The organism is Stappia albiluteola (assembly GCF_014050225.1).
GTDB lineage: Bacteria > Pseudomonadota > Alphaproteobacteria > Rhizobiales > Stappiaceae > Hongsoonwoonella > Hongsoonwoonella albiluteola.
The window spans coordinates 634,930-653,824 of record NZ_JACFXV010000043.1; the positions used below are offsets into that span (position 1 = coordinate 634,930).

Here is an 18,895-nt window from a genome sequence, read left to right on the forward strand (position 1 = left end):
GAGGGAGTAAGCGATGCCGTTTTCGGCCGATCAGCAGTTTGAGACCAAGGGCGGCATACTGGTCACGAGATCGGTGCGCCCGGCCGACTACGAAGCAGGCACCTCAGCCTGGATCGACCGGCTCGACGCGGAACGCGGCGCCGTCTTCTCTTCATCCTATGAATATCCGGGACGCTACACGCGCTGGGACATGGCGCTGGTCAACCCGCCAATCGTGCTGGAATCGAACGCCCGCTCCGTGACGATCCGGGCACTGAACGAGCGCGGAACGGTGCTGCTGCCCGCCATCGCCGCCGCACTGGAACGGCATGAGGACGTCGCCTGGTTCGAGGCGAAGGGCGACCGTATCGCCCTGACCGTGCGCGAAGCCGACCGGGTCTTCGCCGAGGAGGAGCGCTCGCGCCAGCCTTCCTCCTTCTCCATCGTGCGGGCGATCACGGAGCTTTTCGCCTGCCAGGACGATCAGCTCGGTCTCTACGGCGCCTTCGGCTACGACCTCGCCTTCCAGTTCGAACCGATCCGCCAGAAGCTGGAGCGGCCCGCCGACCAGCGCGACATCGTGCTGTTCCTGCCCGACGAAATCCTGCTGGTCGACCATTACGGGCGGAAGGCGCATATTGTCGAATACGACTTCTCCGTCGGCGGCCACTCGACGCAGGGCCTCGCCCGCGACGGCGAGAAGCGCCACTACCGGCCGACAAACGAGGATCCGGGCCGCGGCGACCACGAACCCGGCGAATATGCCGGGCTGGTGCGCGAGGCGATGGACTATTTCCGCCGCGGCGACCTGTTCGAAACGGTGCCGGGCCAGACCTTCTACGAGCGCTGCCCGAACCCGCCCTCGGCGGTGTCCCGCCGCCTGCAGGAGATCAACCCCTCTCCCTACGGCTTCTTCATCAACCTGGGCGACGGCGAATATCTGGTAGGCGCAAGCCCGGAAATGTTCGTCCGGGTGACAGGCGGGCGACGGGTGGAAACCTGCCCGATCTCCGGCACGATCCGGCGCGGGCGCAATGCCATCGAGGACGAGGCGCAAATCCGCAAGCTGCTCAACTCCGCCAAGGACGAGGCGGAACTGACCATGTGTTCCGACGTCGACCGCAACGACAAGAGCCGCATCTGCGAGCCCGGGTCGGTGCGGGTGATCGGCCGCCGGCAGATCGAGATGTATTCGCGCCTGATCCATACGGTCGACCACATCGAGGGGACGCTGCGCGGCGACATGGACGCGCTCGACGCCTTCCTGTCGCACGCCTGGGCGGTGACGGTGACGGGTGCGCCGAAACGCTGGGCGATGCAGTTCATCGAGGACCATGAGAAGAGCCCACGCGCCTGGTATGGCGGGGCGATCGGCGCGGTGCTGTTCAACGGCGACATGAATACCGGCCTGACCCTTCGCACCGTACGCATCAAGGATGGCGTCGCCCAGATCCGGGCCGGCGCGACGCTGCTCTTCGACAGCGTGCCGGAAGACGAGGAAGCCGAGACGGAGCTGAAGGCGGAAGCGATGCGCGCCGCCGTGCGCGAAGCCGGCCTTGCCCGCAAGACGGAGGAAACCGCCGACCGGCATCTGCCGGGCGAAGGGCTGAAAATCCTGCTGATCGACCATGAGGACAGCTTCGTCCACACGCTGGCCAACTATTTCCGCCAGACGGGCGCGGAGGTCGTCACCTACCGTACGCCGGTGCCGGACAAGGTCTTCGCCGACGTGGCGCCCGACCTCGTGGTGCTGTCACCCGGTCCCGGCTCGCCGAAGGACTTCGACTGCGCCGCGACCATCGGCCGGGCGCGCTCGCGGGGCCTGCCGATCTTCGGCGTCTGCCTTGGATTGCAGGCGCTGACGGAAAGCTTCGGCGGCGATCTCGGCCAGCTTGACGTTCCGATGCACGGCAAGCCGTCGCAGGTGAGTTTTGAGCGGGATTCGGCGCTGTTCGAAGGCCTTGCCTCGCCGGTGATCGTCGGGCGCTATCACTCGCTTTACGCCAGGAAGGAAAACCTGCCGAAGGACTTCCGCATCACCTCGCAGACCGAGGACGGGGTGATCATGGCCTTCGAACACGTCAGCGAGCCGATCGCCGCCGTGCAGTTCCATCCCGAATCGATCATGTCGCTCGATCAGGATGCGGGGCACAAAATCATCCAGAACGTGGTGACGAAGCTGGTCGAGAAACGGGCGCGCAAGGTCGCCTGACGAAAGAAACGGCGGGCCTGGAATGGCCCGCCCTCATTCTTCCGATTTCCGCTTTCGCTTTTTCGCAGGCTTTGCAGCCGCTTCGCGGCGGGCGGCGGCCAGCGCCCGGCCGCCCCATTCGACAAGCTCGTCCGGCTCGTCCAGGAGATGGTCCGGCACGCGCCAATAGGATGTCGCCACCGTGCGGACTTTCGTGCGGTAGATGAAGGGCTCGCTGCCGGCGGCCTCGAAATCCGGGCGCGTTGCGTCGTCGACCTTGAAATAGGCGGCGCCGTCGATCTCGAGCGCGAACATCACGTCGCTGGCAAAGAGCCCCGCGCCGCCGAACATACGCTTGATGCGGAGAGGGCCGAGAATTTCGAGCTGTTCGGACAGCCACTCAAGCGTTGCACCGACCGTCATCGCCCCGCCTTACGCTTCAGCCCTCACGAGCCGCGTCCAGTCCCATCTGCCAGAAATCGACTTCCAGCCGGGTCGCCTGATCGAAAACGGTCAAAAGGTGGGGATAGCGCGCGCCGGTCATCCGCGTTTCGGCCAGCCGGTCGAGGGCATCGGCGGCCGATGCCGCGACCTCGCGATAGGCGTCGCCCGAATATTCGGAAATCCAGTGCGCGTAGGGATTGTCCGTATCGATGCCGCCATGCAGTTCGACAAGACTGTCTGCGATTTCAGCGTATCCCAGCACGCAAGGCGCCAGTGCGACGTGCAGATCCAGCAGGTCGCCGCGCAGTCCCGTCTCCAGCACATAGCGGGTATAGGCCATGGTGGCGCTGTGTTCCGGCGTCTTTTCGAGCTCCGCCGGGGTCAGCCCCCACTCGCCGCAAAGACGGACATGCAGATCCATCTCGATATCCAGTATCGCCTTCAGGCTGCGATGGGCGAAGCGCATCTCCTCCAGCGTCGCCGCCTTGTAGACCGCAAGACCGTTCGCACGGGCGAAGTGGATCAAAAACAGGTAATCCTGCACGAGATAGTGCCGGAACGCCGCCATCGGCAGCGTGCCGTCGCCCAGTCTGCGCACGAAGGCGTGGTTAACATAGGCGTTCCAGCTTGCCGTCGCATCGGATTTCAGGCGCTCGAAAAGGCTCATCCCCCGCTCCCGACCGTGATCTACTGGTTGAGGAGCGAGCTGTCGGCCTCCTTCAGCGAAACGGACTCGCCGCAGCCGCAGGCCGAAACCTCGTTCGGATTGCGGAAGACGAAGCCGGAGCGGAACTTCGTCACCTCGTGGTCCATCTCGGTACCAAGCAGGAACAGCACCGCGGACGGATCGACAAAGACCTTCACGCCGTCCGCTTCGATGACGTCGTCGCCCGGCCGCGCCTCGTCCACCAGATCGAGCGCATATTCCATGCCGGCACAGCCACCCTTCTTGACGCCGACCCGAAGGCCGGCGACCGGGTGATCCGCGTTGTCGACGATCTCGCGGACGCGTTCGAGAGCGGCGTCCGTCAGCTTCATGACCTGGAATTTCGCTCTGCCTGCCATGGTTTCCTTACCGTTCAAGCGAATGCGGTACCTGTTGCCGATTATATGGTGCGCCTGCGAGGATTTAAAACCAGTTGAGCGCAACCTGGGCTTCTTCCGACATGCGGTCGGGCGTCCAGGGCGGGTCGAACACCATGTTGACGGTCACTGGACCGACGCCCGCAACGGCGCTTACGGCATCCTCGACCCAGCCCGGCATCTCGCCGGCGACCGGGCAGCCGGGCGCCGTCAGCGTCATATCGATATTCACCGAGCGGTCATCCTCGATGTCGACCTTGTAGATGAGGCCAAGCTCATAGATATCGGCCGGGATCTCAGGATCGTAGACCGTCTTCAGCGCACCGATGATGTCGCTGGTGATCCGCTCCAGTTCCTCGGCCGGAATGGCGCTGCCCGTGGAGGCGATTTCGGCCTGGCTGGTCTGTGTCTCGACTGTGTCGGTCATCAATCCTACTCACGAAAAGAACGCGTGGGCCTTCTGCAGGGCTTCGGCCAGGCGATCCACCTCATCGACCGTGTTATAGAGCCCGAAGCTTGCCCGGCATGTGGAGGTGACGCCATAGCGGGCGAGCAGTGGCTGGGCGCAATGGGTGCCCGCGCGCACGGCGACGCCCTCGCGGTCGATGATCATCGACACGTCGTGAGCATGGACCCCCTGCATCTCGAAGGCCAGGATCGCTCCCTTGCCCGGCGCATTGCCGAAGATGCGAAGCGAATTGAGCTCCGACAGTCGCTTGTGGGCGTAGTCCTTCAGCACCGCCTCATGGGCGGCGATGCGGTCGCGCCCGAGCGCATCCATGTAGTCAAGCGCGGCCCCGAGGCCGATAGCCTGGACGATGGGCGGCGTACCGGCTTCGAAGCGATGTGGCGGGTGATTGTAGGTGACGCTATCTTCCGTCACGGTTTCAATCATTTCTCCGCCGCCGTTGAAGGGACGCATGCTCGCCAGCATCTCCGCCCTGCCCCACAGCACGCCGATGCCGGTCGGCCCGTAGACCTTGTGGCCGGTGAAGACGTAGAAATCGCAGCCGATATCCTGAACATCGACCGGCAGATGCACGGCGGCCTGGCTGCCGTCGACCAGCACCGGGATACCGCGCTCGCGGGCGATGCGGCAGACCTCCTTCACCGGAACGACCGTGCCGAGCACGTTCGACATGTGGGTGATGGCGACCAGCTTCGTGCGTTCCGTCAGCGCCGCCTCGAAAGCGTCCAGATCGAAGGATCCATCCTCGCGCACATAGACCCACTTCAGCGCCGCGCCCTTGCGTTCGCGATGGAAATGCCAGGGCACGATGTTGGAATGATGCTCCATGATCGACAGGACGATCTCGTCGCCCTCGCCGATCCGGTCGGTGCCGAAGCCGTAGGAGACGAGATTGATCGCCTCGGTCGTCGAGCGGGTGAAGATCACCTCGTCGACGGACGGTGCGTTGAGGAAGCGGCGCACCGTCTCGCGCGCCGCCTCGTAATTCTCGGTGGCAAGGTTCGACAGGAAATGCAAACCGCGATGGACGTTGGCATATTCCATGGAATAGGCCTTCTGCACCGCATCGATGACGGCATGCGGCTTCTGCGCCGACGCGCCATTGTCGAGATAGACCAGAGGCTTGCCATAGACCTCGCGCGACAGGATCGGGAAATCCCGCCTGACGGCCTCGACGTCATAGGGAGCAAGGGCCTTCAGCTCCGCGGCCTCCAATGCCATCGTCACGCCTCCACGGAAAGCCAGCCGCGAACGCGCTCCTCAAGAGCAGCGACAATCGCCTCGTCACCCAGTTCCTCGACGGCCTCGGCGAGAAAGGCGAGCACCAGCAGCGCGCGAGCCTCGGTTTCCGGGATGCCGCGAGCGCGCAGATAGAACAGCAGGTCCTCGTCGATCTGGCCGCTCGTGGCGCCGTGGGCGCATTGCACGTCGTCGGCGAAGATCTCGAGCTCCGGCTTGTTGGCCATCGACGCCTCCTCCGACAGGAGCAGCGCCTGGGTCATCATGCGGCCATCCGTTTTCTGCGCATGCGGACGCACGATGATCTTGCCCTGGAAGACAGCTTCCGCCTGCCCGTCGACAACCGCCTTGAAGAGCTCCCGGCTGTTGCAATGGGGAACCGCGTGGTCGACCACCAGCGTCTGGTCGCCATGCCCCTTCCCGCGCAACATGGTGATGCCGAGCAGATCGGCATCGGCATGCTCGCCGGTGAAGCTGACGAAGGATTGGGTGCGGGCAAAACCGGTGCCGACGTTGAAGCCGAGCGTCTTCACCCTGGAGGACGTGCCGAGCGTCAGGAAGATCGACGACACATGGGTGTCGCCGCCGGCGACCAGACGGGCGGTCGTGAGTTCGGCCTCGTCGCCGACCATGTAGTTCGATACCGCGTTGACCTCGCCGGAGGAAGCGGTCGGAGCAAAGCTTTCGATCAGCGTGAATTTCGCGCCCGTGCCGAGCGAAACCTCGACTCGGCTGTAACGCGCACCCTCGCCGCTCGCCAGGTGCACGATCTCGACGGGTTTCGAGACGGACGCCCCCTCGCCAACGGCAATCGCCACGCCACCCTGCAGGAAGGCGGTGTTGAGCGCGACCGAAACATCGTCGCAGGCCAGTGCGGGGGCAGACAGGACGCCACGCGCCCGGGCTTCGTCTTCAAGCAGCAGGGCAACGTCCGTCACGCCGACGCCCTCGCGAGCGAGGGCTTCGAGATCGGAGAGACCGGCGACCAGACGGCCATTGTCGAGCACCACGCGGAAGCGATCGACGCCGGCGAAAGCCTCGGCTGCAGCAAGCGATGCCGTGCTTTGCTCAAGCGAGGCAACGGCAGCCGGCGCGGCAGCGCTCTTAAGATGAGCGCGCAAGTCGGAATATTTGTACTCCTCGACCCGGCGATGCGGCAGGCCCTTCGCCTCGAACAAAGCGAAGGCCTTGTCGCGCAGCGCAACCGAGGCGCCAGCGGAAGCCCGCAACGCTTCGTACTGGGACGCCAGATCGGTTTCGGCGCGCGTCTTCAGGGCGCGCGTTTCGATATTCATCTGAACTCTCCCGTTCACGCCGCCTGTTCGCCGACATAGTCGGCATAGCCGTTCTTCTCCAGCTCCAGCGCCAGTTCCTTGCCGCCCGTCTTGACGATGCGGCCACGCGACAGCACGTGCACGACGTCCGGCACGATATGGTCGAGCAGGCGCTGATAGTGGGTGATCACCACCATGGCCCGATCGGGCGAGCGCAGCCGATTGACGCCGTCGGCGACGATGCGCAACGCGTCGATATCGAGGCCGGAATCCGTCTCGTCGAGGACGCAGAGCTTCGGCTCCAGCAGGGACATCTGCAGGATCTCGGACCGCTTCTTCTCGCCGCCGGAAAAGCCGACGTTCAGCGGGCGCTTCAGCATGTCCATGGTGATGTTGAGCTCGGCCGCCTTGTCCTTGACGCGCTTCATGAATTCCGGCGTCGAAAGCTCGCCCTCGCCGCGCGCCTTGCGCTGGGCGTTGAGCGCCGTCTTCAGGAAGGTCATGGTCGCCACGCCCGGGATTTCGATCGGGTACTGGAAGGCCAGAAACAGGCCCGCGGCGGCGCGTTCGTCGGCTTCCATGTCCAGCAGGCTCTCGCCGTTGAACAGGATGTCGCCCTCGGTGATCTCGTAATCCTCCTTGCCGGCGAGGATGTAGGACAGGGTCGACTTGCCGGAGCCGTTCGGCCCCATGATGGCGTGAACTTCGCCCGGCTTCACCGTCAGGTCGATGCCGCGCAGGATTTCCGTCTCGTCTTCGGCGATGCGGGCGTGCAGGTTCTTGATCTCAAGCATGAAGTTTCTTCCGTATCTCTTTAATCCAGCATGGATGACGGCAATCGGTCAGCCGACCGAGCCTTCCAGCGAAATGCTGATCAGCTTCTGGGCCTCGACGGCGAATTCCATCGGCAATTGCTGGATGACGTCCTTGACGAACCCGTTGACGATGAGCGCCACTGCCTCTTCATCGGAAAGCCCGCGCTGCTGGCAGTAGAACATCTGGTCGTCGGAAATCTTCGACGTGGTCGCCTCGTGCTCGAAGACGGCGGTCGAATTCTTGGCCTCGATATAGGGCACCGTATGGGCGCCGCAGTCCTGGCCGATGAGCAGGGAATCGCACTGAGTAAAGTTACGCGCGTTCGACGCCTTGCGGTGGGCCGACACGAGGCCGCGATAGGTGTTCTGCGACTTGCCAGCGGAAATGCCCTTGGAGATGATGCGGCTCGACGTGTTCTTGCCGAGATGGATCATCTTGGTGCCGCTGTCGACTTGCTGGTAGCCGTTGGAGACGGCGATCGAATAGAACTCGCCGCGCGAGTTGTCGCCGCGCAGGATGCAGGACGGGTATTTCCAGGTGATCGCCGATCCGGTCTCGACCTGGGTCCAGGAGATCTTGGAATTGCGGCCGCGGCAATCGCCACGCTTGGTGACGAAATTATAGATGCCGCCCTTGCCTTCCTTGTCGCCCGGATACCAGTTCTGGACGGTGGAATACTTGATCTCGGCATCGTCGAGCGCGATCAGTTCGACCACGGCGGCGTGAAGCTGGTTCTCGTCGCGCTGCGGCGCGGTGCAGCCTTCCAGGTAGCTGACATAGGCGCCCTTGTCGGCGATGATCAGCGTGCGCTCGAACTGACCGGTCTGCTGGTCGTTGATGCGGAAATAGGTCGAAAGCTCCATCGGGCAGCGAACGCCTTCCGGCACGTAGACGAAGGAGCCGTCCGAGAAGACCGCCGAGTTCAGCGTGGCGTAGAAGTTGTCGCTGACCGGCACAACGGAGCCCAGATACTTGCGCACGAGATCGGGATATTCGCGCAGCGCCTCGGAGATCGAGCAGAAGATGACGCCGGCCTTCTTCAGCTCTTCCTTGAAGGTGGTGACCACGGACACGCTGTCGAAGACCGCGTCGACGGCGACGCGGTTCTGCGGCGCCACACCGGCCAGGATCTCCTGCTCGCGCAGCGGGATACCGAGCTTCTCGTAGGTCGCCAGCAGTTCGGGGTCGACCTCGTCGAGGCTCTTCGGCCCCTCGGCCGTCTTCGGCGCGGAGTAGTAGTAGAGATCCTCGAAATCGATCTTCGGGTAGGAGACGCGCGCCCAGGTCGGCTCGTCCATGGTGCGCCAGCGCCGGTAGGCGTCAAGGCGCCACTCCAGCATCCACTCCGGCTCACCCTTCTTGGCGGAAATGAAACGGACGATGTCTTCGTTCAGGCCCTTGGGCGCCTTTTCCGATTCAATCTCGGTGACGAAGCCATACTTGTACTGATCGACGTCAATCGACCGGACGCGGTCGATCGTCTCCTGGACTGCAGGCATGCGTGTCTCCATCCACTGCGGTTTCAAGGACCGCGGGTGTCGCACTATGATCGCGCGGGACCATACGCTTCCCGCGCCCGTTACTCAATCCGGCGAGTGCCTTTCATGCAGCTTCACCGGCTCCAACCGGACGCAAGCGCCCGGAAACTTTCCGCCATGCGGCGAGAAATCCTTCAATATCGGCACGCGTCGTGCCCCATCCGCTGCTGACGCGAAGCGCCCCGCGCGCGAGTTCCTCCTCCACGCCCATGGCCTTCAGCACATGGGAGGCGGACACCTTGCCCGACGAGCAGGCATGGCCGGAGGAAACGGCAACCCCTTCGAGATCCAGCGCGATCAGCGCCGTCTCGGCCGCTATGCCTGGAACGGCAAAGGAGCAGGTGTTCGGCAGCCGCGCGGCACTCTCGCCGAAAACAACCGTATCCGGCCATATAAGGCGCAATCCCGCCACGAGAAAAGCCATTTCGCCGCCAAGGGCGGTGAATTTTTCGCACTCGCGAAGCGCGACCTCGGCCGCAGCGCCAAATCCGGCAATACCGGCGACATTTTCGGTCCCCGCCCGGCGGCGATCTTCCTGCGCCCCACCCGTCAGCAGGGGGGCGGGGCGAAAATCGCCATGACCGAGCACAAGCGCGCCGACGCCTTGCGGCCCGCCAATCTTGTGCGCCGACAAGGACAGGCTGTCGGCCTGCCACGCGGCAATATCGACGTCCAAGCGACCGGCGGCCTGCACGGCATCCACATGGAAAACGGCATCCGTGCCGGCAAGAGCGGCGCCGATCTCCGCGACCGGCTGAATGACGCCCGTCTCGCTGTTGGCGGCCATCACCGCGACGAGCGGACGCCCGCCCGCGTCAAGCTCCGCCTTCACGCGCGCCAGCAGGGTTTCGACATCGACCATACCATCGGCCTTCGTCGGCAACTGCTCGACCAGGTCCGCCGGAAAGCAGCCGCCGGCCAGCACGGACGGATGCTCGATCGCCGACACGAAGGCCCGCGTGAGCGCATGAGGCTTGCCGCCCTTGAGCCAGCGCGGCGTCAGCGCCGTGACATTCGCTTCCGTGCCGCCGCTGGTGAAGATCACGTTCTTCGGCCTGGCGCCAACCAGACTGGCGACCTGCTCGCGCGCCGTCTCGATACGCCCGTGCGCCCGCCTGCCCGGCCCGTGCACGGAAGAGGCGTTGCCAACCTCGGCAAGCGCGGCGCACACGGCCTCGTATGCCTCGGCACGCAGCGGCGCGCTGGCATTGTAATCGAGGTAGATATGGCGCCGTCTTTCGTTCACGAAGCGTCCTGCCTGCCAAGGGTTCCTACGAATGTCCAAAACGTCGAAATCGCCGATATTATCGGGCGACTTTGCAGAGCCGCGCCTTCCCGCCGTTCTTCTTGCCAAAGGCGGCAATCACGCTTTTCTTGCAATTCCCCATCGAGATGGGGATAAGGTGGGCGCCAAGGCGCGGGTGGGCCTCATGAAATCGCATTCATCAGAAACACCGCTGCCCGCCGCCGTTCGAGTTTCGAACGATTCTAAACTAGGTTCTAGAAACAAGGGCCGGTCGAGTCAAGGTGACTTAAGCAGATTCCCTTATGCCGACCAGGCGGTTTTCAGCCGCCATTCTTGCCCAAATAACAAAAGGACAGGCCACACAAATGCCTGAGGTGATCTTCAACGGCCCGGCCGGACGCATCGAGGGCCGGTTCCACCCGGCGAAGAGCCGTACTGCGCCGATCGCGCTGGTGCTGCATCTGCACCCGCAATTCGGCGGGACGATGAACAACCAGATCGTCTATCAGCTCTATTACATGTTCGCGAAGCGGGGCTTCGCCGTGCTGCGCTTCAACTTCCGCGGCGTCGGCAGAAGCCAGGGCTCCTTCGATCACGGCCAGGGCGAATTGTCGGACGCGGCGGCGGCGCTCGACTGGGTGCAGACGGTGCATCCCGATGCCCGCGCCTGCTGGATCGCCGGCTTTTCCTTCGGCGCCTGGATCGGCATGCAACTGCTGATGCGCCGGCCCGAGGTGGAGGGCTTCATTTCCGTCGCCCCCCCGGCCAACCTGCACGATTTCTCGTTCCTGGCCCCCTGCCCGTCTTCCGGCCTGATCGTCCATGGCGACACCGACAAGGTTGTACCTGGCAAGGACGTGCAGACGCTGGTCGACAAGCTGAAGACGCAAAAGGGCATCGTCATCGAACAGCAGACGATCCCTGGCGCCAACCACTTTTTCGAGAACCATACCGAAGAGCTGATCGGCATTTGCGGCAACTATCTTGACCGCCGACTCGGCATCAAAACCGACGCAGCGTAAGGAACAATACGCACCTACAACCTTACGTCATCTTAACTTCTAGGTGTGAAAATCGCCCTTGCTATTCGGAGACAAAAACACAATAGCGAAAGGGCACTCCACCTGTGGTGATAGGCGTCAACGCTGCCTACCGGATCATCCGCAACCATGCTCCGAACAAGGAAGCCTTTGCGTTGCTCGATGCCGTGGGCGCTTATTGCTGGGCATACGACCCGCTCAGCGAGGAACTTTCCTGGCAACAAAGGGACGCGGACAGCCCTCTCGGCTACCGCGTCCTCAAGATTGACGTAAAAAAGGCATTGCTGCGCTACGACGAGCCCGACAGGCTGAAATTGCTGCGGGTGCTCACGGAGGCGCTGGAAAATGGCTTGTCCAATCCCGCCAAGGTGAAAGTCAACACCGAGAGCGGCCCAAGCGTCTATGAAATCGTCGGCAGCAGGACCGCCAGCCGTCAGCCCCCGCTCGTCGTCGGGCTGATGCGCGATTGCACGCAGGATCCCGCCAAATATGCCTATCTCATCGGCCTGCAGCAGGTCATGGGGTCCCTGCTGTCATCGCTGCAGAAAGCTGCGCTGATTGTCGATCGTAACGGGGTTATCAAATCCGCAAACAAGGCCTTCTTGCGCACATTCGGCATCGCCGACGCGCGGCAGCTGATCGGCCGCGATGTCCGCACAATCCCGAACCACCTGGGAAAAACCTTGTCCGCCAAATTCACGACCGTCTTGTCGGGTGGCACGGTCGCGCCCGGCACCGCACACTTCCTTTTGAGCAGCGGCAAGACGATCGACATGGAGTTCCAGATCCACGCATTCGCGTTGGACAAACCCTTCGGCGGCGTCGCCTTCCTGGGCGAAAGCATAAAAGCCAATCAGGGTATCGAAGCCGTCGAGTTGCTGGACTCCATACCGACCCCCATCCTTGTCGCGGACCTCAACAGTCGCCGGATCATCTACGCAAACAAGACCGGCAAGGGGGAACTCGGACTATCGCTGGAGCAAGTCGGCAAGGAGCGCCTCAGCGACAGGCTGATGAGCGAGGAGGATATCCATGACCTCGTCAGAGTGCTGGATACGATCGGCTGGGATCTGGGCCGCGTGTGGCAGATAGACACGCATCACGGCCTGAAGCGTCACTACCGCATCCGCACATGTTTCCAGGGCGATCCGGCAGCGAGACGGGTGGTGCTCGAATTCCTGCCCGCGAAGCTGAAATCCGACGAACCGGCCAATGAAAAAGCACGCGGCTTCTTCGCCCGGCTCGCGGAATTCCGCTTCGGATGACGGCCTCGCCGCCAGGATAGCCGCACCGTCACCCGGCAAATACCGACGATTGCGAATGCCGCGCCGCGATCAGTTGCCCGGCGTCCAGGCCTGGTAGTCGCCGGAAACCTTGGGCCGCTGATCCTCGGTCAGGATGGAGCCCTGCGGCCGATAGGCGGCGGCAGTGCCGGTCAGGTTGGGCTTGTGATCCTTCTGCCATTCGCGCGGCGCATAATTCTCGTCAACCGGCGGCGTGTCGACGCGGTGATGCATCCAGCCATGCCAGCCGGGCGGGATGGTCGAAGCTTCCGCCAGGCCATTGTAGATGACCCAGCGCTTCTTGCCGCCCCGCTCGCGGTAGTACTTGTTGCCGAACTGGTCGGCGCCAACGTACTCGCCCTTGCGCCAGGTGAAGAACCGCGTTCCCCAGGTCGCGCTGTTCCACCAGGTAAAGAACTGAACGAAGAGGCTGTTCATCGCGCAGGGCGCTCCTGTCTTGAGCCGAATTCCCGGCCGAAAATTCGGCGCGACTATGCCGCGCGACCGCCTGCCTGTCCAGTGCCGTGGAAATGAAGATGGCAAGAAAATACGGCCGGGCGGCTGCCTGCCCCGCTCACTGTTTCACGCGCACAGCCGCGAACTGGTCCTTCCGGGCGGGCTCCGGCTGCGTTTCGACCGGCTTGGGCAGGCGCTTGGCTTCGCGCGCGGCGACCTTGCCGGCGAGCTTGCCGCGTTCCGCCTCGACCTTCGCCCAGTGTTCGCCGAAGGCCTTCCACTTGCGCGCCTTCTCGTCGAGGCGCTCGGCAACGCCGGCGATGCGGAAACGCTCGCCCGGGCCAAGCTCCAGGTCGCGGCCGTCGCGCAGGGTCCATTGCAGGCGGTCGAAAAGGATGGACGGAGAAATCGGCTTGACCAGGACATTCTGGGCGCCTGCCCGCAGAACCTTGTCCACCAGCGTGCGTGTGCCGTGTGCGGTAACGAACAGGATGGGCAGGTAACAAAGCGGCGCCATCTTGCGGTGACGCAGGCGGCAGAGAAGCTGGTAGCCGCTTACAGGCTTCATGTGCCAGTCGGTGAGAATCAGATTCGGCGGATCGATGCGCATGGCCTCGATCGCCTCCTCCACGCCATCGAACGTACGCACGCGGCGGACACGGAAACTCAGCAAGGTGGAGCGCAGGATTGCCTGCATCGGCTTGGAATCATCGACGACGGCAATATCGAGATCCTCGATGACCCGGCCGAAAGCATAGTGTTTCGTCATTCGGATGCCCGCTCCCGGCGCAAGACCCAGGCAGGCAATCCCCCTGGCCGAAGATCAATCAACCATACGTGGCTTTCGCACCGGTTCACCTAACGACAGCAATTTTCATCGAAATTTCATCAAACTCGCCGGGACGAACTGTCCGGCGGCCTGTCGACGGACCCTATTCCCCCGGGAAAAGCGGCGGCAATTGGCGGCCTGGACGTCCCCCGAAGGCGGGCGGGGTTGCCCTATTACCTTAGGGAAATCATTTCTCTCCCGTTCCCCGCACAATCCTCATTATCCACATCGACACACTAGATATTGGGCAGGTCACAAAAAGACCCACAACAGGTTGCTCGAGACGCTTGACCGTCACGAACGATTCACATTACCTTGAATCCAGTCGCGGGATGCGTCCTGACCGGCAGAATTCCAGGTGGGTTCTGACGGTCGAGGGTTTCCGGGTCGGGCACCAAAACCCGATCCTGGCGTTCTGGGGCGGGGCAAAATTCCTGCCCGGGGAAACCCGGGTTTCCAGTTTCATGTGCAAGACCCTGACCAGGCGGCGTCCCGTGCGATTCCGCCGACGGTTTCTTGCGGCCCCTGGCCAGCCGTTTCCCGGACGCATTTTCCGGGGAGACCGGCATTGGCCGGCTCCAGCCTGTCACAGCGATCCTTGCACCCTTTTTCGTGCGGGATCCGTTGCGGGAACACAGCATATCGTGACTTCGGGGGCTTTTGATGCTATATTTAGTATTAATTGGCCACTTCGCGCTTTAAGCCGGGCTTCAACCGGCGGATGACAGGGCGGCGTTGATCCGAAACAGCGAGCGGGGCGAATTCCAGCTTCCGGGCGCTGCGTGAAACGCCAACACACCGCTCCTTGCAGGATGCGGGAACACGAAGAAGGGGCAGTGAGATGCGGATCGAGCGGCGCTATACCAAGGAAGGCCAGTCTCCCTACGCCGAGATCGAATTCCGGACGACCACGAGCGAGATCCGCAATCCGGACGGCTCGATCGTGTTCCAGCTGGCCGACATCCAGGTACCGGCGCAGTTTTCCCAGGTTGCCGCCGACATCCTGGCCCAGAAGTATTTCCGCAAGGCCGGAGTGCCGGCCCGCCTGAAGGCGGTGGAGGAAAACACCGTCCCCTCCTGGCTGTGGCGCAAGGAAGCCGACACCAAGGCGCTGGCCAAGCTGCCGGAAAAGGATCGCCACGGTTCCGAGATCGATGCCCGGCAGGTCTTCGACCGGCTGGCCGGCACCTGGACCTACTGGGGCTGGAAGGGCGGCTATTTCGACACGGAAGCCGATGCGCAGACCTTCTATGACGAACTGCGCTACATGCTCGCCACGCAGAAGGTGGCGCCGAATTCGCCGCAGTGGTTCAACACCGGCCTGCACTGGGCCTATGGCATCGACGGCCCGAGCCAGGGCCACTTCTACGTCGACTTCAAGACCGGCAAGCTGACCCGCTCGGCCACCGCCTACGAGCACCCGCAGCCGCATGCCTGCTTCATCCAGTCGGTCGAGGACGATCTCGTCAACGAGAACGGCATCATGGACCTGTGGGTGCGCGAGGCGCGGCTGTTCAAATACGGCTCGGGCACCGGCTCCAACTTCTCCCGCCTGCGCTCCGAGGGAGAGAAGCTTTCGGGCGGCGGGAAGTCCTCCGGCCTGATGAGCTTCCTGAAGATCGGCGACCGCGCGGCCGGCGCCATCAAGTCGGGCGGCACGACGCGGCGCGCGGCCAAGATGGTCGTGGTCGACATCGACCATCCCGACATCGAGGACTACATCAACTGGAAGGTCAAGGAGGAGCAGAAGGTTGCCGCGCTGGTGACCGGCTCCAAGATCTGCCAGAAGCACCTGACCGCCATCATGAAGGCCTGCGTCAACTGCGACGGCCCCGGCGACGACTGCTACGACCCGGCCAAGAACCCGGCCCTGAAGCGCGAGATCCGCGCCGCCAAGAAGATGATGGTGCCGGAGAACTACATCTACCGCGTCATCCAGTTCGCCCGTCAGGGCTACACGGGGATCGAGTTCCCGACCTACAATACCGACTGGGACTCCGAGGCGTATCTGACTGTCGCAGGCCAGAACTCCAACAACTCGGTACGTGTCACCGACGGCTTCCTGAAGGCGGTGATCGACGACGACACCTGGGATCTGACGGCGCGCCGCGACGGCAAGGTGATGAAGACCGTCAAGGCGAAGGAGCTTTGGGAGCAGATCGGCTATGCGGCCTGGGCTTCCGCCGATCCCGGCATCCAGTACCACACCACGATCAACGACTGGCACACCTGCCCGGCCTCCGGCGAGATCCGCGCGTCCAATCCGTGCTCGGAATACATGTTCCTGGACGACACTGCCTGCAATCTCGCCTCGCTGAACCTGCTGCAGTTCCGCCGCGAGGACCGCTCGTTCGATCATGCGTCCTTCGAGCATGCGGTCAGGCTGTGGACAATCGTGCTGGAAGTCTCGGTGCTGATGGCGCAGTTCCCCTCCAAGGAGATCGCGCAGCTTTCCTACGAGTTCCGCACGCTTGGCCTGGGCTACGCCAATATCGGCGGCCTGCTGATGACCTCCGGCATCTCCTATGACAGCGACGAAGGCCGCGCGCTCTGCGGCGCCATCACCGCGATCATGACGGGCGTCGCCTATGCGACCTCGGCGGAGCTTGCCGGCGAGCTCGGCGCCTTCCCCGGCTACAAGAAGAACGCCAAGCACATGCTGCGCGTGATGCGCAACCATCGCCGCGCCGCCTATGGCGAGGAACAGGGCTACGAGGGCCTGAGCACCAACCCGGTGCCGCTCGACCATGCCTCCTGCCCCGATCCGGTGCTGGTGGAACGGGCGAAGATTGCCTGGGACCGCGCACTGGAGCTTGGCGAAAAGCACGGCTACCGCAACGCCCAGTCGACGGTGATCGCGCCGACCGGCACGATCGGCCTGGTGATGGATTGCGACACCACGGGCATCGAGCCGGACTTCGCGCTGGTGAAGTTCAAGAAGCTGGCCGGCGGCGGCTACTTCAAGATCATCAACCGCGCGGTGCCGGAAGCGCTGCGGGCGCTCGGCTACAAGGAAAGCGAGATCGCCGAGATCGAGGCCTATGCGGTCGGCCACGGCTCGATCGACCAGGCGCCGGGCATCAATCCTGGCTCTCTGCGGGCACGCGGCTTCACCGACGAGGCGCTGGCGAAGCTCGCGGCGTCGCTGAAGTCGGCCTTCGACATCAAGTTCGTCTTCAACCGCTGGACGCTCGGCGACGACTTCCTGGTCAAGTCGCTCGCCGTGCCGGCGGACAAGCTGAACGATCCGGAGTTCGACCTCCTCTCCTTCCTCGGCTTCACGAAGGGCGAGGTCGAGGCGGCCAACACCCACGTCTGCGGCGCGATGACGCTGGAAGGCGCACCGCACCTGAAGTTCGAGCACTATCCTGTGTTCGACTGCGCCAACCCCTGCGGACGCATCGGCAAGCGCTACCTTTCGGTGGAAAGCCACATCCGCATGATGGCTGCGGCCCAGCCCTTCATCTCCGGTGCGATCTCCAAGACGATCAACATGCCGAACAACGCCACCGTCGAGGAGTGCAAGGAAGCCTACATGCTGTCCTGGCGGCTGGCGCTGAAGGCCAACGCGCTCTATCGCGACGGCTCCAAGCTCTCGCAGCCGCTGAACTCGCAGCTGCTGGCGGACGCCGAGGACGACGAGGAGGATGCGGTGGAAGCGCTCGTCGCCCAGCCGCAGGCCGCGCGGGCCGAGGTGATCGCCGAGCGCATCGTCGAACGCATCGTGGAGCGCGCCGTGCGCTCGCGCGAAAAGATGCCCGACCGGCGCAAGGGCTATACCCAGAAGGCGCGCGTCGGCGGCCACAAGGTCTACCTGACCACCGGCGAATACGGCGACGGCCGCCTCGGCGAGATCTTCATCGACATGCACAAGGAAGGGGCCGCCTTCCGCTCGCTGATGAACAACTTCGCCATCGCCATCTCGCTCGGCCTGCAATACGGCGTGCCGCTGGAGGAATATGTCGACGCCTTCACCTTCACCCGCTTCGAGCCGGCGGGCATGGTGCAGGGCAACGAGGCGATCAAGAGCGCGACCTCGATCCTCGACTACATCTTCCGCGAACTGGCCGTGTCCTATCTCGGCCGCAACGACCTGGCGCATGTGCCGCCGGAGGCGATCGGCAACACGGTGCTCTCCAGCGGAGCGAACGAAGGCCGCGCCGACGATCCGCACCATCCGGTCGTCTCGCACGGCCTGGTGCGCGGCCAGACCGAGCGCTTCCGCCTCGTGAGCAAGCCGAACGAGCCGGCCGGCTCCCTCTCCTCCGCGCCTTCGGCCCGCAGCGGCGGCGGCGCACGGGCGCAGACGGCGGCGGTCGCCACCGCCTTCCGCCGCGACGCGGCAGCGGAGGCCGAGCCGGAGATCCCGGTCGGCACGTCGGAGGCCCCGGCGCCCAGCATCGCCCAGAAGGTCGCCCAGGCACGGATGAAGGGCTACGAAGGCGAAAGCTGCCCGGAATGCGGCAACTTCACCATGGTGCGCAACGGCACCTGCCTGAAGTGCGACACCTGCGGCTCGACCAGCGGCTGCAGCTGACCGGGGTTGGACGGTTCGACGTCAATTAGAAAACCCGCCCGATCGAAGACGATCGGGCGGGTTTTGTCTTGCCGAGGAAGGCGACAGGCGCTTCCGGCGGAGAGCAGCCATTCGTTGAAAAATGGAGCGAACGGCTGCGATCGAGACCATCGCGGGCATCCGCCGCCCGCGCTATTCGACCACTTCGATCTCGCTTGGCCGCCAGGACTTGTCGAAGAACGACGCAAGCGGACTGTAGAGCCGCAGGATGGTGACCCAGCCCTTTTGCGGATCGGTCTGGATCCAGTTGCCGCGCGCTACGCCTTCGGGCTGCTCCGGCGCGAACCAGACTGTCGTCGTCCCGTCCTCCGCAGCTTCGGCAGCAGGTGACGGATAGCTTTGGCTGCCGGCACGCGGGTACTTTTGCGGTGTCACCAGCATCGAGCGCGTCTGATTGTCATAGAGCGTGAAGGACCAGAACGCCGCCGCCGG

General features: G+C 63.8%; 16 protein-coding genes. 4 read left to right on the forward strand and 12 right to left on the reverse strand.

Annotated features, from left to right (window positions below; all coding sequences use genetic code 11):
- The first annotated feature begins 13 nt into the window (after nt 1-13).
- Entirely contained in the window at nt 14-2,191 is a 2,178-nt protein-coding gene (locus tag H2509_RS07240) for an anthranilate synthase (RefSeq protein ID WP_182163719.1), read from the forward strand.
- 33 nt (nt 2,192-2,224) lie between these two features.
- Here the strand turns inward: H2509_RS07240 and H2509_RS07245 are convergent, their stop codons facing one another.
- From H2509_RS07245 to H2509_RS07285, 9 genes are all read right to left on the reverse strand, one after another.
- Nucleotides 2,225-2,593 (reverse strand): TfoX/Sxy family protein, encoded by a 369-nt coding sequence (locus H2509_RS07245; protein ID WP_182163721.1) that lies wholly within the window; start codon nt 2,591-2,593, stop codon nt 2,225-2,227.
- A gap of 16 nt (nt 2,594-2,609) precedes the next feature.
- On the reverse strand, nt 2,610-3,281 hold the full coding sequence (gene tenA / locus H2509_RS07250; RefSeq protein ID WP_182163723.1) for a thiaminase II: 672 nt from the start codon (nt 3,279-3,281) through the stop codon (nt 2,610-2,612).
- Nucleotides 3,282-3,301: 20 nt separating this feature from the next.
- Nucleotides 3,302-3,679 carry a Fe-S cluster assembly scaffold SufA gene (sufA, locus tag H2509_RS07255; RefSeq protein WP_182163725.1) on the reverse strand — a complete coding sequence of 126 codons (378 nt, stop codon included), beginning with the start codon at nt 3,677-3,679 and terminating at the stop codon, nt 3,302-3,304.
- Between the two features lie 64 nt (nt 3,680-3,743).
- Nucleotides 3,744-4,124, reverse strand: coding sequence for an SUF system Fe-S cluster assembly protein (locus H2509_RS07260; RefSeq protein WP_182163727.1), 381 nt, complete (start codon nt 4,122-4,124; stop codon nt 3,744-3,746).
- A 9-nt stretch (nt 4,125-4,133) separates the two neighbouring features.
- Nucleotides 4,134-5,387, reverse strand: a complete 1,254-nt coding sequence (locus tag H2509_RS07265) for a cysteine desulfurase (RefSeq protein WP_182163729.1) — start codon at nt 5,385-5,387, stop codon at nt 4,134-4,136.
- Nucleotides 5,388-5,389: 2 nt separating this feature from the next.
- Nucleotides 5,390-6,700 (reverse strand): Fe-S cluster assembly protein SufD, encoded by a 1,311-nt coding sequence (gene sufD, locus H2509_RS07270; RefSeq protein ID WP_182163731.1) that lies wholly within the window; start codon nt 6,698-6,700, stop codon nt 5,390-5,392.
- 14 nt (nt 6,701-6,714) lie between these two features.
- Nucleotides 6,715-7,473, reverse strand: coding sequence for a Fe-S cluster assembly ATPase SufC (gene sufC / locus H2509_RS07275; RefSeq protein ID WP_182163733.1), 759 nt, complete (start codon nt 7,471-7,473; stop codon nt 6,715-6,717).
- Nucleotides 7,474-7,521: 48 nt separating this feature from the next.
- On the reverse strand, nt 7,522-8,994 hold the full coding sequence (gene sufB, locus H2509_RS07280) for a Fe-S cluster assembly protein SufB (protein ID WP_182163735.1): 1,473 nt from the start codon (nt 8,992-8,994) through the stop codon (nt 7,522-7,524).
- Nucleotides 8,995-9,097: 103 nt separating this feature from the next.
- Nucleotides 9,098-10,279: a cysteine desulfurase family protein gene (locus tag H2509_RS07285; protein WP_182163737.1), complete on the reverse strand. Its 1,182-nt coding sequence runs from the start codon at nt 10,277-10,279 to the stop codon at nt 9,098-9,100.
- A gap of 365 nt (nt 10,280-10,644) precedes the next feature.
- Between H2509_RS07285 and H2509_RS07290 the strand changes: the two genes are divergently transcribed.
- Together H2509_RS07290 and H2509_RS21175 are read left to right on the forward strand one after the other, a co-directional pair.
- Complete coding sequence (locus H2509_RS07290; RefSeq protein WP_182163739.1) at nt 10,645-11,301, forward strand: alpha/beta hydrolase; 657 nt, start codon at nt 10,645-10,647, stop codon at nt 11,299-11,301.
- Nucleotides 11,302-11,405: 104 nt separating this feature from the next.
- Complete coding sequence (locus H2509_RS21175) at nt 11,406-12,584, forward strand: PAS domain-containing protein (protein ID WP_182163741.1); 1,179 nt, start codon at nt 11,406-11,408, stop codon at nt 12,582-12,584.
- Nucleotides 12,585-12,653: 69 nt separating this feature from the next.
- On the opposite strand, the gene H2509_RS07300 is transcribed toward H2509_RS21175, so the two are convergent.
- Together H2509_RS07300 and H2509_RS07305 are read right to left on the reverse strand one after the other, a co-directional pair.
- Nucleotides 12,654-13,040, reverse strand: a complete 387-nt coding sequence (locus H2509_RS07300) for an NADH:ubiquinone oxidoreductase subunit NDUFA12 (RefSeq protein WP_182163743.1) — start codon at nt 13,038-13,040, stop codon at nt 12,654-12,656.
- A 136-nt stretch (nt 13,041-13,176) separates the two neighbouring features.
- A complete protein-coding gene (locus H2509_RS07305) occupies nt 13,177-13,827 on the reverse strand; it encodes a response regulator (protein ID WP_182163745.1) in 651 nt (216 codons plus the stop codon).
- A 901-nt stretch (nt 13,828-14,728) separates the two neighbouring features.
- Between H2509_RS07305 and H2509_RS07310 the strand changes: the two genes are divergently transcribed.
- Nucleotides 14,729-18,424 carry a vitamin B12-dependent ribonucleotide reductase gene (locus tag H2509_RS07310; protein WP_182163747.1) on the forward strand — a complete coding sequence of 1,232 codons (3,696 nt, stop codon included), beginning with the start codon at nt 14,729-14,731 and terminating at the stop codon, nt 18,422-18,424.
- A 171-nt stretch (nt 18,425-18,595) separates the two neighbouring features.
- Here H2509_RS07310 and H2509_RS07315 read toward each other — a convergent pair.
- Nucleotides 18,596-18,895: DUF1214 domain-containing protein (locus H2509_RS07315; RefSeq protein WP_182163749.1), on the reverse strand; the 300-nt coding region annotated here is incomplete at its 5' end.